Annotated in this window: 13 protein-coding genes; 8 read left to right on the top strand and 5 right to left on the bottom strand. The window is 73.5% G+C overall.

The features are described 5' to 3' along the window. Window positions 1-47 precede the first annotated feature (47 nt). Complete coding sequence (locus HDA43_RS13270) at window positions 48-1601, top strand: lipopolysaccharide biosynthesis protein (RefSeq protein ID WP_179820338.1); 1554 nt, start codon at window positions 48-50, stop codon at window positions 1599-1601. Then, a complete protein-coding gene (locus HDA43_RS13265; RefSeq protein WP_179820336.1) occupies window positions 1598-2524 on the top strand; it encodes a glycosyltransferase family 2 protein in 927 nt (308 codons plus the stop codon). The genes HDA43_RS13270 and HDA43_RS13265 overlap by 4 nt, the downstream gene beginning before the upstream one ends. A 92-nt stretch (window positions 2525-2616) precedes the next feature. On the opposite strand, the gene HDA43_RS13260 is transcribed toward HDA43_RS13265, so the two are convergent. After that, window positions 2617-3879 (bottom strand): acyltransferase family protein, encoded by a 1263-nt coding sequence (locus HDA43_RS13260; protein WP_179820333.1) that lies wholly within the window; start codon window positions 3877-3879, stop codon window positions 2617-2619. 222 nt (window positions 3880-4101) lie between these two features. On the opposite strand from HDA43_RS13260, the gene HDA43_RS13255 reads away from it, so the two are divergent. The 5 genes from HDA43_RS13255 (at window position 4102) to HDA43_RS13235 (ending at window position 10122) form a co-directional block, all read left to right on the top strand. After that, window positions 4102-5238, top strand: a complete 1137-nt coding sequence (locus HDA43_RS13255) for a hypothetical protein (RefSeq protein ID WP_179820331.1) — start codon at window positions 4102-4104, stop codon at window positions 5236-5238. Between the two features lie 60 nt (window positions 5239-5298). Continuing rightward, the gene (locus tag HDA43_RS13250) at window positions 5299-5970 is read left to right on the top strand and encodes a hypothetical protein (RefSeq protein ID WP_179820328.1); all 672 of its coding nucleotides are present in this window, start codon (window positions 5299-5301) and stop codon (window positions 5968-5970) included. After that, window positions 5967-7475, top strand: coding sequence for an O-antigen ligase family protein (locus HDA43_RS13245; RefSeq protein WP_312873225.1), 1509 nt, complete (start codon window positions 5967-5969; stop codon window positions 7473-7475). The genes HDA43_RS13250 and HDA43_RS13245 overlap by 4 nt, the downstream gene beginning before the upstream one ends. 638 nt (window positions 7476-8113) lie before the next feature. Next, entirely contained in the window at window positions 8114-8755 is a 642-nt protein-coding gene (locus tag HDA43_RS13240; protein WP_218911713.1) for a TetR/AcrR family transcriptional regulator, read from the top strand. Further along, window positions 8752-10122 (top strand): phenylacetate--CoA ligase family protein, encoded by a 1371-nt coding sequence (locus HDA43_RS13235; RefSeq protein ID WP_179820324.1) that lies wholly within the window; start codon window positions 8752-8754, stop codon window positions 10120-10122. The genes HDA43_RS13240 and HDA43_RS13235 overlap by 4 nt, the downstream gene beginning before the upstream one ends. A 268-nt stretch (window positions 10123-10390) precedes the next feature. On the opposite strand, the gene HDA43_RS13230 is transcribed toward HDA43_RS13235, so the two are convergent. The 3 genes from HDA43_RS13230 to HDA43_RS13220 form a co-directional block, all read right to left on the bottom strand. Further along, window positions 10391-12439, bottom strand: a complete 2049-nt coding sequence (locus tag HDA43_RS13230; protein WP_179820322.1) for a DUF4082 domain-containing protein — start codon at window positions 12437-12439, stop codon at window positions 10391-10393. Window positions 12440-12730: 291 nt separating this feature from the next. Continuing rightward, a complete protein-coding gene (locus HDA43_RS13225; RefSeq protein WP_179820319.1) occupies window positions 12731-13666 on the bottom strand; it encodes a right-handed parallel beta-helix repeat-containing protein in 936 nt (311 codons plus the stop codon). Then, window positions 13663-14226 carry a dTDP-4-dehydrorhamnose 3,5-epimerase family protein gene (locus HDA43_RS13220; protein ID WP_179820317.1) on the bottom strand — a complete coding sequence of 188 codons (564 nt, stop codon included), beginning with the start codon at window positions 14224-14226 and terminating at the stop codon, window positions 13663-13665. The genes HDA43_RS13225 and HDA43_RS13220 overlap by 4 nt, the downstream gene beginning before the upstream one ends. A 49-nt stretch (window positions 14227-14275) precedes the next feature. On the opposite strand from HDA43_RS13220, the gene HDA43_RS13215 reads away from it, so the two are divergent. After that, entirely contained in the window at window positions 14276-15256 is a 981-nt protein-coding gene (locus tag HDA43_RS13215) for a glycosyltransferase family 2 protein (RefSeq protein ID WP_218911712.1), read from the top strand. Window positions 15257-15383: 127 nt separating this feature from the next. Here HDA43_RS13215 and HDA43_RS36375 read toward each other — a convergent pair whose 3' ends face one another. Then, on the bottom strand, window positions 15384-16142 hold the full coding sequence (locus HDA43_RS36375; protein ID WP_179820312.1) for a methyltransferase domain-containing protein: 759 nt from the start codon (window positions 16140-16142) through the stop codon (window positions 15384-15386). Window positions 16143-16234 lie beyond the last annotated feature (92 nt).

The following is a 16234-nucleotide window of genomic DNA, read 5'->3' as shown; positions in this document are numbered from 1 at the left end:
GGTGGGCGGCGACCGGCGGGCGGCGGTCGGATGGTGAGAGGCGGGAGATGGAAGACGGTCAGGGCGCGGCGCCCGCCACCGGTGCCGCGGACCCGGGCGGCGGCCGGGCCGGGGAGATCGGCCGGCGGGCCGGGCGCGGGCTGCGCTGGAGCGTGCTCGGCAACCTGGTGATGAAGGCCGGCTCGTTCGTCATGAGCCTCGTCCTCGCCCGCCTGCTGGTGCCCGAGGACTTCGGCGTCTACGCCATCGCGCTGGCCGCCAGCCAGTTCGTCCTCTACGTCAACGACGCGGGCGTCATCGCGGCCGTCGTGCAGTGGCGGGGCCGGCTGGAGGAGATCGCTCCCACCGCGACCGTCGTGGCCATCGCCTCCAGCGCCGCCCTGTACGGGGTCTTCTGGGTGGTCGCCCCGTACTTCGCGGAGATGTCCGGCAACGAGGGCGCCACCGGGGTCATCCGCGTGCTCAGCGCCACCAACCTCGTCTACGGCCTGACCGCCGTGCGCAGCGCGGCGCTGATGCGCCGGTTCCAGCAGGACCGGCTCACCCGGGCCAACCTGGTGGGCTTCTGCGTGAACGCCCCGGTGACGATCGGGCTCGCCGCCACGGGCGCCGGGGCCTACAGCTTCGCCTGGGGGCAGCTCGCCGGCGCCGCCGTCACCGGGGTGCTGGTGGTCCTCTCCGCCCGGGTGCGGATCAGCGCCGGGCTGGACCGCGCGGTCGCCGGGCGGCTCCTGGTGTTCGGGTTGCCGCTGTGCGTCAGCCTGGGCATCGAGGGGGTGCTGCTGAATGCCGACTCCGTCATCGTCGGCGACACCCTCGGCGCCGCCCCGCTCGGCTTCTACCTGCTGGCCTTCAACATCTCCAGCTGGGTTCCGGGCCTGGTCGGCACCGCCATCCGCTACGTCGCGCTGCCCGGCTTCTCCCGGCTGGCCGAGGAGGACCGGGAGTCGCTGTCGCGGGGGGTGGGGCGGGCCGTGCCGCTGCTGGTCTCCGTCGTCCTGCCGATCGCCGTGGTGCTCGGCACGCTCGCCCCCTCGGTGGTGGTCCTCCTGTACGGCGAGCGCTGGGCGCCCGCCGCCGAGGTGCTGCGGTTCCTCGCGATCCTCATGGTCGTGCGGATGCTGGCCGCCCTGGCGGTGGACATCCTCGCGGCCATGGGCGAGACCCGGTCCACCGTATGGCTCAACCTGGGCTGGGCCGTGGCGCTGGTGCCCGCCCTGATGATCGGCGCGCGCGTGGACGGCATCCGGGGGGCGGCGATCGCACACGCGGCGGTCGCGCTGCTGGTGGCACTGCCGCTGACCGCGCTCGCCCTGCACCGGGCCGGGGTGGCCGTCGCCCCGCTGGCCTCCGCGCTGGTGCGGCCGCTGCTGGGCGGCGCGCTGGCGGCGGCGGTGACGACCGCGCTGGCACACGTCACCCCGGACATCCCGTTCGTACGGCTCTGCGTGGCGGGCGGCGCGGGAACGCTCGCCTTCGTGCTTCTCGTCGTACCGCGGGCCGAGCTGGGGCGGCTCGCCGGACGGGTGACCGGATCGCTGAACGCCGGAACCCGCCCGGTGACGCCGGGCCCCGAACCCACCGAAGAGGAGAACCGATGATCGGCCCCGGCACGCTGGTGTCCGTCGGGCTGCCGGTGCGCAACGGCGCCGCGCGGCTGGAGGGGGTGGTCCGGTCGGTGCTGGCCCAGGACCACCCGGACATCGAGCTGGTGATCTGCGACAACGCCTCCACGGACGGCACGGAGGAGATCTGCCGGGAGCTGGCGCGCGCCGACGACCGGATCGTCTACCACCGGCAGCCGGAGAACGTGGGGCTGCTCAACAACTTCATCGGCGCCGGCCGGCTCGCCCGGGGCGAGTTCCTGCGCTGGGTCGGCGACGACGACCGGCTGGAGCCCGGCTGCGTCTCCCGGTCGCTGCGCGCCTTCGCCGAGGACGAACGGCTCATCCTGGTCACCACGCAGGTCGCCTACACCGACCCGGACGGAACCACCCGGACCGGCGTCTACGAGGGCACCGGGCTGCGCTCCGGCGACCCGGTCGAGCGGTTCGCCGAGATGCTGCGCCTGCTCAACGAGAGCCACCTGCTGATCGACCCGCTCTACGGGCTGATGCGCCGCTCCGTCGTGGTCGGCATCCCCCGGCGCAACATGCTCCGCGAGGACGAGGTGTTCGCGGCGAAGCTGGCACTGGCCGGGCCGTGGGGCCACGTGCCCGAGGTGCTCGCCCACCGCAACTGGAAGCACGAGCGCATGGGGACGATCGCCCGCCGGCTGGACGTGCCCGTCTGGCAGGCCCGGTTCTCCTCCACCCTGCAGTACCGCGAGCTGCTGCGCTGGCTCGACCGGAGCGGCCTCACCGACGACCGGCTCCGCCGCGCGCGGGCCGCCGCGCGCCGGATGTACGTGCGCCGCCAGTGCGTGGTCGCGGCCCGGCGCGGACGCAAACTCGCGCGGATGGCGGCGAACCTGGTCACCTCCGGCCGGGTCGCCGGACGCCCGGCGCCCGGCCCGCGCCCGTGACGGCGCCGCCGTACGGCGTGCTCCCGCGGCCCGGCCGTACGACCGGGGCGGTGAGGCGGGCCGTACGGCGCGCGGGCGGACCGGTGAAGGCGTCAGGGGCGTTCGGGGGCGGGGCGCAGCGCGGCGCGCGCCCGTGACACCCGGCCCCGCATCGCCTCGCGCAGCGCGGGCCAGCCGCGGTGACGCTGGAACGGCAACTCGAAGACCGCCGCGAACGAGCGTGCCGCCACCAGGCTCACCGGCCCGGCCACCGCGAGGGTGACCAGGAACGCCGGGACGCCGCCGGGCACGTGCGGGGCGACGACCAGCCGGTGGATCGCCACGACGATCGGCGCGTGGACCAGGTAGAGCGTGTAGGAGAAGGAACCGAGGCTCCGTACCGGCCGCGTGTCCAGCAGCCGCACCAGCGCGGCCGGCCGGCCCGTCGCCACCCCCGCCAGCAGCAGGGCCACGGCGGGGCCGAGCGCGAGATCGACCCAGTAGTAGTGCTCCACGGTCCAGACGGGGCCGCGCGCGACGACCAGCGCGAGCACCGGGACGCAGGCGAGCGCCGCCACCCGGTGCCAGGGGAACCGCCGCACGCGTTCCCCGGCGGCGAGGACGCCCGCCGCGACCACGCCCGCCGCGAACAGCGCGGCGAACTGCGGGGTCAGCCGGAGCAGCAGGCTCACCGGATGCGACACGGGGGCGAGCAGGCCGACCACCGCCACGACGGCGGTGACGGCCGCGAGCATCACGAACGCGCCCGCCCGGCGCAGCACCAGCAGCAGGAGCGGGAAGACGAGGTAGAGCTGCGCCTCCACGGCGATGGACCAGAAGGCGCCGTTGGGGCTCGGCGCGCCGAGGACATCGTGCAGCAGCAGGCCGTAGACCAGCACCGACTTCGCCGTGGGAGCCCCTTCCCCAGGCTGGGGGACCAGGGTCCAGGCGACCACCAGGCTGAACACCAGGGCCGCCCAGTAGGGCGGGAGGATGCGCCAGGCGCGGCGGCGGGCGAACCGGCGCACGCCGCCCAGCCGCCACCCGGACCGCGCGGGGGAGACCGCCAGCGAGAAACCCGACAGGACGATGAACACCACCACCGCGAAGTGGCCGTAGACGAGCCAGGAGAGCCAGCCCGGCCCGGTGTCGGCGGGGTAGCCGGGGAAGGCGAGCAGCCGGCAGTGGTGCACCAGCACGAACAGGGCCGCCACCCCGCGGATCCCGTCGAGCCCCGGCAGCCGGCCGCGCCCCCCGGCTCGGGACGACGCGGGCTTCGTGGCGTCCCCGGCCTCGGCGGTCCCCGCGCCGGCGAGCACGGCGTCCGCGCCGGGGCCGCCCGTTCCGTCCTGGTCGTCCCCGGGCGAGGCCCCCATCCGATCAACCCCCGTCTCGGGCGGCGCGGCCCGGTCACCCGGGCCTTTCGGCCTGTCAACGGGTCTATCGCTGCATGGTCGCCGGACGTAACATCCGGAATGGGACGCCGACCGGAATGGTCTCCCAGCCGACCGACGTAACGAGGAACCCGCGTTTTCCGATTGGTGACTGTATTGTCTCGGGGCCCGGTAACGCCCCGGCACAAATAGGGGCGGAGACCTATGTATTTCTGGAAGGCCGTTTTCGCTCTGGTCAAACGGAGATTCGTCGGTCCTCCCCTGATCGTCCTGTCGTTCGCCGCCGCCGCTCTGGCGTTCCACCTCGTGCCGACCACCTACGTCTCGACCGCGTCCATGGTGCTGACCACCCCCGCGACCGGCGGGACGCTCCCGGCCGACCCGACCAGGCCGACAGGGCTGACCAACCCGCTGCTGCAGTTCAGTGACGGCCTGCGCGTCACGGCCGGCATCCTCATCCTGTCGATGAACACCTCCGAGGTCGCGGCCGAGCTGGGCTTGGTGAAGGGCGGCACCACCGAGATCACGATCAACGACGGCCGCACCAACCCGGACCTGCTGGGCATCAGCACCAACGGCCCGTTCGTCTACGTGGAGGTGCGGAGCAGATCCGCCGCCGAGGCCCAGAAGGTGGTCGTCAAGGCCAAGCAGCGCATCAGGAAGGAACTGCTCACCCGCCAGCAGGCGCTCAGGGCCCCGCGCTCCACCTTCATCTCGGTCGTCGACGTCGTACCCTCGTCCACCCCGGAGGCGAAGGTCACGAGCAGGCTGATGGCCGCCGGCGGGGTGCTGTTCGCCGTGCTGGCCGTCGGCTTCGGCGTCGCGTACGGCGTGACGGAGGCGCGGGCGGGCAGGCGGCGCCGCGCCGCCGATCCCGCGTACCCGGCCTCCCCGAAGGCCGTCCTCCCCGAACCCGCCTTCCCGAAGCCTCCCGGGCTCTTCGAGGCTCCCGCCGCTCCCGGAGCCCACGTCGCCGCGGCGGCCCCGGCGGCCGGCGCGGAGCCGTCCCTGGCCGTGTATCCGCCGGAGGACGTCCGAGGCTCCGCCGAGGGACCGTTCCACGACGAGCCCGCGCAGCTCGTGGTGGTCCTGGACGAGGAGGAGCCGCCGGAGCGCCATGGCGAGCACCCCGGCGGGGACCACGAGGACTCCGGCGAGAAACACGACGGAGGCCACGAGGACCTCGACGGTGAGCTCGGCGGGGAGCGCCGGGACCTCGACGGTGAGTTCGGCGGGGAACGCGAGCGCTTCGGCGGGGATCCCGACGACGACCCCGGCGAGAGGGCCGCGGACACGGTCGTCTTCACGCGCGCCGGCGGCCGCGGTCACCGCGAGAGGTAGGAGGGACGGGCCGGCGGGACCCCGCGTCACCGGCCGCCATCCCGGTTCGAGAGGAAACGCATGGACTTCTGGGGGACGGTTCTCGTCCTGTTCCGGCGCTGGTACGCCGCCGTCCCGGCCCTCGTGCTGTCCCTCGCCGCCGCGGCGGGCGTCTACTCGACGATTCCCACCACCTACATCTCCAGCGCGGTCCTCATCCTGACCACACCGGTGACCGGCGGGAGCCTGCCGAGCAACCCGCGCTACCCCAACGGCCTGACCAACCCCATGCTCAACTTCGAGCAGGGGCTGAACGTCTCCGCCTCGATCCTCATCGCGGTGATGGCGACGCCCGACATGGCGGCCGAGCTGGGCGTCGCCGAGGACGGCGACACCTCCTACAAGGTCACCAACGGCAGCAACAACCTGGAGTCGCTGGCCACCGGCCCGTACCTCTTCGTCGAGGGGGAGAGCCCGTCGCCCGAGGGCGCGCGGGAGATCGTGAACCGGGTCCTGTCGAGGATCAGGCTCGAACTGGTCAACCGGCAGCGGGCGGTGAAGGCGCCCCAGGCGACGTACATCACCACCTACGAGGCGGTGCCGGCGACGACCCCGGAGCCGCAGCGGAACCGCAAGCTGCGGGGCCTCGCCGCCGCGGTGGGCGTCGGCGTCGTGGCGGGCCTGTGCGCGGCGTTCGGGACCGAGAGCTTCGCCCGGGCCCGCGCGGCCCGGCGGCGAGGACCTGCCTCGTGACGACCGCCTCCGCGTCCGCGTCCGAGCCCGCCGTATCCGCCACGGACGCGTCCGCCGTACCCGCTCCGGCCGAGCCCGCCGTACCCACCGCTCCGGACGCGTCCGCATCCGCTCCGCGGGCCCGTCGCCGCGCCGACGGCGCGACCCTGGTCTGCTTCTTCGTCGTCGCCCTGATGATCGTTCCCGCCAGGCTGGTCCTGCGGGGGCTGCCGCTGTCGCTGACCCCGGCCAACATCCTGGCCCTGGTCGCCGCCGTCTGCTGGCTGTGCGCGCACTTCACCCTCACGCTGGGGATGGCCAAGGGCCGCACGCCGGTGCGCACCGCGCTGTTCGTCCACCTGACCGCGATGGTGGCCTCCTACGGGTACGCCACCTACGGCTACCTGCCCTCCGACGAGCTCAACCTCGCCGACCGCGCCCTGATCCTGCTGGTGGCGGGCGCCGGGCTCGCGCTCATGGTGTGCGACGGGGTGCGCGGCGCCGACCGCCTCGACCTCGTGCTGAAGACCGCGGTGGTGGCGGGGGCGGTCATCGCGGTCATCGGGGCCTGCCAGTTCCTGCTCGACCTCGACCTCACCCGGTATCTCCAGCTCCCGGTGCTCCGCTACACCTCCGAGGACGGGTTCGTCACCGCCAGGTCCGACTTCCGCCGGGTCGCCGCGACCACGGGCCACCCGATCGAGTTCGGCGTCGTGTGCGCGATGCTCCTCCCGCTCGCCGCCCACTACGGCTTCCAGGCCCGGCGGCTGGGGCGGGGCGCGCTGCGCTGGTGGGCGTGCGCCGCCCTGATCGGGGCGGGCCTGATGTTCTCGGTCTCCCGGTCGGCGGTGCTGAGCCTGGCGGCCGTCGGGATCGTGCTGTTCCTCGGCTGGCCGGCCCGGCGGCGGATCCAGACCGTGCTCGTCGGGCTGGCCTTCCTCGCGCTGATGCGGCTCATGGCGCCCGGGCTCATCAGCACCTTCTACAACCTGTTCGCCAACGCCGGCACCGACGACAGCGTCCGCTACCGCACGCACGACTACGACGTCGCCGCCTACGAGGTCTCCAGGCACATGTGGCTGGGACGCGGGGCCGGCACCTGGTACGCCCCCAAGTACCAGGTCTTCGACAACCAGTACCTGCTGTCGGCGGTGGAGACGGGACTGATCGGCGTCACGGTGGTCGTCGCGCTGTTCGTGTGCGCGATCTACTCGGGGCTGCGGGCCCGCCACCTGAGCGCCGACCCCGCCACCCGCGACCTCGGCCTGACCCTCGCCGCCTGCCTCGTGGTCCCGCTGGTCGGAGCGGCCACCTTCGACCTGCTGTCCTTCGCCACCGTCACGGGCCTGTCGTTCCTGCTGATCGGCGCCGCCGGATCGCTGCTGCGCACCGCGGGCGGAGAGGCGGCCGCTCGCGCCGCCGGTCACGACGCGGGCGAGGACACCGGCACCGTACGGTGGCCCGCCCGGGTCGGCGGCGCCGCCAGGGAACTGCTGCGCGTGCCCGGCGGCGCGAGCGGCCGCTGAGATGGGCCGCCGCCTCGGCCTCGATCTGGCGGCCTGATCGATATCGTCCTTGGGGTCACCCTGACCGGGAGGACAGGCTCGACTGGCCGGGCAGCAGATCGGCCAGCGCGGTCCGGACCGCAGCCCGGCTCACCCCGTGCGCACGCGCGAGCGCCGCGATCGAGGCGCCCTGGTCGGTGAACGCCGACCGCGCTTCCTCGAGCCGGGTACCGGTCAGTGCGGGAGGCCGGCCTCGGTGAGGATGTGCCGCTGCCGCAGCAGCGACTGGGGCGCGGTGGACACACGCGAGTAGACGATCCGCACCGGAGGCTCCTCAATGAAGGACAGAGCATCCTTCTAGCTGTCGGGAAATCCTGTCGTCGGTTCCGGCCTGCAGTCACTCGCCCGGCATGGTATTCCATCCCCGATGTCCGGTTTTCCGGGCGGTCGAAGGCTGGGCTGTGCGGGGTGTCGGCAAATCACCTAACTCCGACACCTCTGCGAGCGTGCCAGCCCAGGACGGGGTGTGGCCAAGGTGGGCCCAAAACCCGCAATTGCGATCTTGGTTGAGTGAGTCGAAGGCCGGGCACGCGGCCGCGTCGGATGACTCGAAAAATTTTCCAGTATCTAGAAAGTTCCATGTGATGTATATTTTGCGCGTGGAGGAATCACGCCGCGATCGCAAGAAGCGGCTGACCAGGCAGCGGATCATCGCCGCGGCGATGAGGCTGTTCGCCGAGCAGGGGTATGAGCAGACCACGGTGGCGCAGATCGCCCTGGCGGCGGACGTCGACCCCAAGACGTTCTTCAACTACTTCCGTGCCAAGGACGAGGCCATATTCGCCGACGTCGAGCACATCTTCGGCCTGCTGCTCGGCGCGCTGGCGGCGCCGCGGCCGCAGGAGGGGCCGGGTGAGCTGCTGATCAGGGCGGTGCAGGAGTACGCCGCCCGGCGCCGTCCCGAGGTGCCCCGCAAGGAGCCAGAGGAGCTGTCGGCGGGGGTCCGCCTGATGATGACGACACCGGCGCTGCAGGCCAAGGGGTTGTACCTGATGCTGGACCTGCAGCGGAGGATGGCCGGCGAACTGCTGAAGGCGTTCCCGGACCAGTTGAATCCGATCACCGCCGCCGCGATGACCGGCTCCCTGATCGGCGCCGTCCAGCAGGCGAGCCTGGCGAGCGTCGAGCTCGGCCGGTCGCAGGACGAGCTGTGGCGGGCCGCGCGGCACGGCCTCGACGTCGCCGCGCGCGGCCTGCTCTCGGTCCGCGCGGACGCTGCAGAAGGGAACGACCCGTCATGACAGAGAACGGACGAAGTCTCGCCCGCGACGCGCGGCGGGCGCTGCGCGAGGGCCCCGAGGGGATCGCGCGGCGGCAACGGGCCCGCCTGGCCGAGGCTGTGGCCTACGCCCGCGCCCACTCGCCCTACTACCGCGAGCTGTACCGGGCGCTGCCCGACGAGATCGACGACCCGGCGCGGCTCCCGGTCACCGACAAGAAGGCGCTCATGGCGCGCTTCGACGAGTGGGTCACCGACCCGGACGTGACGCTGGCCAAGGCCCGGGAGTTCGTCGCCGACCCCGCCCTCGTGGGCGAGCGCTTCCAGGGGCGGTACCTCGTGGCCACCACGTCCGGCACCAGCGGGCTGCGCGGCATCTTCCTGCAGGACGAACGGAGCGTGGCCGTGGGCAACGCGGTCGGGCAGCGCGCGCGAGCCGGGCTGGGGGTCGGCGCCCTCGTGCGCCTCATGCGCGGCGCCGGCCGCACCGCCATCGTCTCCGCGCCGCCTGGCCACTTCTCCACCGTCGCCGGGGCCGCGCGGTTCCGACGCGACTACCCGCGGCTGGGCTGGATGATGCGGGAGTTCTCCATCCACAAGCCGCTGCCGGAACTGGCCGCCGAGCTGAACCGATACAACCCCGGCTCGCTCGCCGGCTTCTCCGGCATGCTCGGGCTGCTTGCCGGCGAGCAGGAGGCCGGTCGCCTGCACATCCACCCGGGGGTGGTCATCGCCGGCGGCGAGGCGCTCACCGAGGAGAACCGCGCCCGGATCGCCGCCGCGTTCCACGCCCAGGTCCGCTCCGCCTACGCCGCCACCGAGTGCGGCTTCCTCACCTACGGCTGCGCGCACAACTGGCTGCACGTCAACACCGACTGGGCGGTGCTGGAGCCGGTCGACGCCGACCACCGGCCCGTCCCGCCGGGGCAGCCCTCGCACACCGTCCTGCTGAGTAATCTCGCCAACCGGGTCCAGCCGATCCTCCGCTACGACCTGGGCGACAACGTCCTGGTGCGGCCCGACGCCTGCCCGTGCGGCAGCCCGCTGCCCGCCGTCCAGGTGCAGGGCCGCGCGGCGGAGATGCTCGAGTTCCCCGCCGGTGACGGCGGGCACGTCCGCATCTCCCCCATGGCGTTCGGCACGCTGCTGGACCGCGTCCCCGGCATCGCGCAGTTCCAGGTCGTGCAGAGCGCGCCAGCCACGTTGCGGGTGCGGCTGAAGCAGGCGGACGGCGCCGACCCCGATCACGTGTGGCGGACCGTGCGCGAGGAGATCTCGCGCCTGCTGGCCGAACACAGGGCCGAGCACGTCGCGTTGGAGCGCGCCGAGGAGCCGCCGGAGCAGTCGGCCGGCGGCAAGTTCCGCAGGGTCATCCCCCTGGCCCGCTGACTGCGGCGCGGGCCGGCCTCACCTCCGAACCGTGCTCACCGTAGCGGCGACCCGACGTACCCGCCCGTAAGTCACCAAACCGCACCCACGCCCCTTCAAGATCGCATTGTGGGGTTGGGCTTACCTTGGCTACACCCCAAGAACGATTCCTATCTTTGGGGCTGGGGCCGGCTTCGGGAGCGGAGGGCCATGTCCGGCGGCGCGGGGTGCCGATCCGCGTCCGGCGGCGCAGGCGGTCGTTGAGTCCGCCCGCGCCGCCAGGTCGCCGTCAGCCGCTGCAGGGCAGCGGGGCGACGGTCGAGGTGACGCGGTAGCTCTGGTCGATGGTGACCAGTGAGTTGCCCGACCAGTCGATCTTCGCGCAGTCGGCCTCGACGGGACCGTAGACCCATGAGCGATCGACGAGCCTGTTGTCGCGGACGACCAGCCGCCCGCGGGCGTTCTTGAGCTGGATGCTGTAGGTGCCGCCCATGATGAGGTTGTCGGTGACGGTGGCGTTCATGATCTGGTCGTCGGTGAGGAAGATCGGTGCGGTGATGTCCTTGGCGTGGCGTTGGTCGACGGTGTTGTGGTGGAAGGTGAGGTTCTTTCCGGTGTTGTAGGTCTGGATGCCGTCGGAGTGGTCGCCGGGGTTGGAGCAGAGGTTGACGTAGGAGTCGCGGATGGTGACGTCGTCGCCGGAGGCGCGGAAGCCGTCGCCGTGGCCGCGGACGTGGACGCGCAGGGCGGTGTACTTGTCCTGGCCGATGCCGGGCAGGGTCTGGCAGCCGGAGGCCGGTCCGATCGTCGAGTCGGTGATGGTGAACCGGAAGGTCCTGTCACCGTCGGCGTTGATCACCCGGCCGTCGATCTGGCTGTTCCTGACCGTGACGTCGTCGGCGTTGATCACCAGGTCACCGGGGACCCGCACGCCGTCGAGGACGGTGCCGCGCGCGGTGACGAGGTAGGCGGCGCCCTCCTCGTTCGGGGCCAGGGTCCGGAGCTTCACGCCCGGCGGCACGCCCGTGCAGGCCGGCGTCGGATGCCCCGCGCACACCCTGCCGTCCGGGACGGGCTCCGGGTCGCGCGGCGGGACCGGCTTCGGCGTGAGCGTGGGCCCGCCGGTGCCGCCGGTCCCGGGCGTGTCGTCCGGCCCGTCCGAGCCCTTTCCGGTCGGCGCGGGCCGGGGGGTCCCGCCGTCACCCGGGGCCTCGGAACCGTCGCCCGGAGAGGACGTGGCGGTTCCGCCCGGATCGGGGGACGGGGAGGGCGTGGCGCCCGGCCACCGGTCCTTGCCCGGCCACCGGCCTCTGCCCGGTCCCCGGCCCTCACCCGGCCACCGGTCGCCACCGGGGCGCCGGGCGTCGCCGGAGCTCCGGTCGTCGTCCGGCCCCCGGCCCTCGTCCGGCCACGGATCGTCACCGGGCCACGCGGTCTCGCCGTCCCATGGGATCTGGTCCGGCCAGTAGCCCCGGTCTCCCCGGTCCGGCGCGGGGGTCGTCTTCCCGGGGAACGGCCGGGGGGTGGACGACCCGGTGTCCCGCTGCTCCCCGGTCTGGGGACGCCAGCGGAAGACGACGTCCACCCAGTAGTTGTACCGCTTCGGGTTCGACCGCTGAGGGAAGGCGCTGGAGCCGTACCCGAACACGCCCGCGTCGCGCGGCGTCGTGGCCAGCGGGCCGGAGCGGGCCGGGCGGGAGCCGCTGGTGCCCACGTAGGTGCCATGGGTGCTGTGGTAGGAGACCGTGTACGTCCGCCCGGCGGCCAGCCTCACCGGTGAGGCGAAGCGGGCCTCCTGCCAGCCCGACGCGGTCTCGTCCTCGAAGGTGACCCGCGCGAGCCGCCGCCCGCGGGCGTCCCACAGGTTTCCGGTGTGCTCGCCCTGTTCGCCCCGGGCCTTGTAGAACCGCACGCCCGTCGCCCAGCCGCCGCGGGCCGCGGTGAAACGTGTGCCGAGCTCGACGGGCGCGCGGTCGGCGTGCGTCCCGGCCCGCACCGGGACGTCCGGCCGCCACAGGCTCGTCTCCTTGGCGGCGCCGGAACCGGGGGCGCCGGAGTCCGCGGTGCCGTGACCCGGTGTGCCGGAGTCGGCGCCGGAGCCGGACGGGTCGGGATCGGAGGCGTCGGGGGCCGGGGTGAAGACGGCGGGGGCGGGCCGCCCGGCGGATGCCTCCCGGAAGGCGACGCCGTCACGGGTGAGGGCCCAGACGGCCGGGGCGGTCGTCGCCGCGAGGACGGCGACCAGCGCCGCCGTCAGAACCGGCGGTCGCCGCCGGGATGGTGCGGATGGCGCGCTCTCGCTATTCCCCTCGTGCCGTGGGGGGCTCGTACTGGACATTCCTGTGACCTCCGCGCCGGTTCTCGCCCGGCTCGACGATGTGTCCGCTTGGTCCTCGCACAGGGGACATTGTTGCGACTGGGGTCACAGATACGCACCGGATTCACGAGTATTGGTCTGCGAACGGTCCGGGAATGATCGGCGAACGGCCATGCGGACGGTCCGGTGAACGGTTATACGGCGGTCCGGAACCGGAAAGGGAATCGGAGCCGGAAAGAGAATCGGAGGCGGCGCCGGAAAAGTGATCATGCCGTTCGGCTTTCCGGCCGTCACGCCGCTTTCCCGGCCGGGTCAGCCCGCGCAGGGCAGGGGGCCGACGGTCGAGGTGACGCGGTACTGCTCGTCGATCGTCACCAGCGAGTTGCCCGACCAGTCGATCTTCGCGCATTCCGAGTCGACCGGTCCGTAGACCCACGATCCGTCGACCAGCTTGTTGTCCCGCATGACCAGTTTCCCGCGCCCGTTCCTCAGCTGGATGCTGTAGGTGCCGCCCATGATGAGGTTGTCGGTGACGGTGGCGTTCATGATCTGGTCGTCGGTGAGGAAGATCGGTGCGGTGATGTCCTTGGCGTGGCGTTGGTCGACGGTGTTGTGGTGGAAGGTGAGGTTCTTTCCGGTGTTGTAGGTCTGGATGCCGTCGGAGTGGTCGCCGGGGTTGGAGCAGAGGTTGACGTAGGAGTCGCGGATGGTGACGTCGTCGCCGGAGGCGCGGAAGCCGTCGCCGTGGCCGCGGACGTGGACGCGCAGGGCGGTGTACTTGTCCTGGCCGATGCCGGGCAGGGTCTGGCAGCCGGAGGCCGGTCCGATCGTCGAGTCGGTGATGGTGAACCGGAAGGTCCTGTCGCCGTCGGCGTTGACGACGTATCCGTCGATCTGGCTGTTCCTGATGGTGACGTCGTCGGCGTGGACGAGCAGCACGCCGGGGACCCGCACGCCGTCGAGGACGGTGCCGGACCTGGTGACGCGGTAGGCGGCGCCCTCCTCGTTCAGCGCCAGGGTCCGGAGCTTCACGCCCGGCGGCACGCCCGTGCAGGCCGGCGTCGGGTGTCCGGGGCAGCGGCCGGCGGCCCCGGGAGCGGGGCCGGTGGTGGGCGCGACCGGTCCGGGGGTGGGTCCGCCGCTCCTCACCGGAGGAGCCGGTGCGGGGGCGCCGCACCCGGCCAGCAACGTCACGGCGGCCACCGTGACGGCGGCGAGCAGGCTGCCCCAGCGCATCGCGTCGTTCACCTCGTCGCTTCCGGGCTCCGGAGCCGGTCCCGGAGTCGTTCCCACGATCCCGCCGAAAGATCCCGGTCGCTGATCGCGGAGACCGGAAGCGGCCAGTCGATCCCCAGCGCCGGGTCGTCGTAGCGGACCGACAGGTCCTCGACGGGGTCGTGCTCGCGGTCGATGCGGTAGCACACGTCGGTCTGCTCGGTCAGCGCCTGGAATCCGTGCAGCAACCCGGGCGGCACGTAGAGGGTCACGAAGCTCTCGTCGTCGAGCAGCACCGAGATCCGCTCGCCGAAGGTGGGCGAGTCCGGGCGGGCGTCCACCAGCACGTCGTGCACGGCTCCGCGCGCGCAGCGCACCAGCTTGGCCTCGCCCCGGCCGGAACGGCCGTGCAGGCCGCGGATCGTGCCCCGGCGCGAGCGTGACTGGCTGTCCTGGACGAACGCGGCGGGGTCGAGCCCGGCCCGCTCGGCGACGACCGCGTCGAAGGTCCGGGTGAACAGCCCCCGGTCGTCACGGTGCGGCGTCGGTACGAACAACAGCACCCCGTCGATGGCGGTTCGCTCTACTCTCAAGGCGTCATCCCCTTTCTCGCGGTTTCACGGTCGGTCGGGAGGCGTTCCGGTGAGCGACCAGGTGAACGACCCGGTGAACGATCCGGTGCCGGGCCCGGCGGACGCCCCGGCGGCGGTTCCCGGGTGCGGCCCGGCGAACGGCCCGGACGACGCCGGCGAGGACCCCCCGCCCCCCGCCGGGTGGCCGGTGGCCAGCATCGTGGTGCCGGCGCACGACGAGGAGGCCGTCATCGCGGGCGGCCTGGCCCGGCTGCTCGACGGTTCGGCGCCCGGCGAGTTCGACGTCGTGGTGGTGGCCAACGCCTGCTCCGACCGTACGGCGCGGGCCGCCCGGCGGCCGGGCGTGCGGGTCCTGGAGACACCGGTCCCGGGCAAGGCCCACGCGCTGCGGCTCGGCGACGCGGCCTGCCGTACGTTCCCCCGTCTCTACCTGGACGCCGACGTCGAGCTGGACGCCGCGTCGGTGCGCGCGCTCGTCGCCGCCGCGGCCCGGCCGGGGGTGCTCGCCTGCGCCCCGGTGCCCGACTGGGACCTCGCCGGGACCGGCCGGGTCGCCCGGCGCGTGCACCGGGTGCACGACCGGCTCGTCGCGCCGCTGCGCGGGCTGGCCGGGGCCGGGGCCTACCTCCTCACCGGGCGGGGGCACGCCAGGGTCTTCCCCATGCCGGACGTGATCTCCGACGACGGCTGGGTGCACGGGAGCTTCGCCCCGCACGAGCGGGTGACCGTGCCCGAGGCCCGGACCCTCGTCCGGCCCGCCCCGACCGTCGCGGCGCACCTCGACCGGCGGGTGCGGGTACGGCTCGGCAACCGGCAGCTCGCCGCGCTGGGCCGGTCCGCGGCCGAGGGCCGCCTGCGGCTCGGCTCGCTGGCCGCCCTGGTGCGGGGGCGCCGGGTGAGCCCGCTCGACGCGGCCTGCTACCTCGCCGTCCTGCTCGCGGACCGGGTGCTGACCCGGGTGCGCGCCCGCCGCGGCGGCGAGGTCCAGTGGGGCACGGACGGCGGCAGCCGCTCCCGTCCTGCCCGCTGACCCGCGTACCGCGGCGCGCCGCGCGGCGGCCGCTTTCGTCCCGCCGCCCGGCCCGAGCGCCGCGTCACGCCGTGCGGTGGCCGCCGTCGCCCCTCCGACCGGACTCCGCGGGCCCGTCTCGGTCGGCTCAGGCATCGGGCCTCTCGGTGATCGCGTAGACCCGGGTCAGGCCGAACGGGCCCTCCTGGCGGGTCCCGCGCCCGTGCGCCACCGTGCGCAGGGGGCGGAAACGGCCGGTGCCCAGGAGGAACTCCTCCTCCGTGGGGTTGAAGTAGATCACCGTGACCCGGCGCGGGCTGCGGTCCACGCTCGCGACCAGCCGCTCGATCACGGTCTCGAAGGTCTCCCCCCGGAAGGGGTTGTTGAGGAACACCACGCTGACGTCGTCGGGGATCCGGTAGTCGAGCGCGTCCGACCGGACGAGCTCGACGTCCCGGCAGCGCAGGCGCAGGCGGGTGGTCGCGAGGTTCCGCCGGGCGATGTCGTTGAGCTGCTCCGACAGCTCGACGCCGATCACCTTCCCGAACCGGTACCGGGACGCGGCCTCCAGCACCATGCGGCCCATGCCGGACCCCAGGTCGACGAACACGTCGCGTTCGCCGACCTCGTCCCGCGGCAGCGCCCGGCGCAGCGTCCGCCAGTTCGCCGCCGAGTAGTAGACCCGGTCGTGGCGGGCCAGCCCGAACTCCTCCAGGCTCACGACCTCGGCGGTCCGCACGCCGTACCGGCGTTCGAAGAGCAGCCGCCCGGCGGTGCGGCGGAGCCACCGGTGGGCCCGCCCGAACCCGCCCAGCAGGCCGCTCGCCACCGCCGCCGACGCGTCGGCGACGGCCTGCGCGACGGGGGCGGCCTCGGGGGACACGACGGTCTCGACGAGCACGCTCACGATGACCACTCCTTCGTCGTCAGGCCGGTACGGGTCAGGTGCCGGAGGTCTTCCGGGACGGACGCCGCGCCGGGGGCTTCCGGCGCGGACCC

The organism is Streptosporangium sandarakinum, from assembly GCF_013409935.1.
Taxonomy (GTDB): Bacteria; Actinomycetota; Actinomycetes; order Streptosporangiales; family Streptosporangiaceae; genus Streptosporangium; species Streptosporangium nondiastaticum.
The sequence above is the reverse complement of the archived record's forward strand: the minus strand, read 5'-3'. Positions and strand labels throughout refer to the sequence as shown.

Bases quoted from the DNA above. Each gene is read 5' to 3' on its own strand.
- HDA43_RS13270 (WP_179820338.1), top strand. From the start codon at position 48: ATGGAAGACGGTCAGGGCGCGGCGCCCGCCACCGGTGCCGCGGACCCG.
- HDA43_RS13265 (WP_179820336.1), top strand. From the start codon at position 1,598: ATGATCGGCCCCGGCACGCTGGTGTCCGTCGGGCTGCCGGTGCGCAAC.
- HDA43_RS13260 (WP_179820333.1), bottom strand. From the start codon at position 3,879: ATGGGGGCCTCGCCCGGGGACGACCAGGACGGAACGGGCGGCCCCGGC.
- HDA43_RS13255 (WP_179820331.1), top strand. From the start codon at position 4,102: ATGTATTTCTGGAAGGCCGTTTTCGCTCTGGTCAAACGGAGATTCGTC.
- HDA43_RS13250 (WP_179820328.1), top strand. From the start codon at position 5,299: ATGGACTTCTGGGGGACGGTTCTCGTCCTGTTCCGGCGCTGGTACGCC.
- HDA43_RS13235 (WP_179820324.1), top strand. From the start codon at position 8,752: ATGACAGAGAACGGACGAAGTCTCGCCCGCGACGCGCGGCGGGCGCTG.
- HDA43_RS13230 (WP_179820322.1), bottom strand. From the start codon at position 12,439: ATGTCCAGTACGAGCCCCCCACGGCACGAGGGGAATAGCGAGAGCGCG.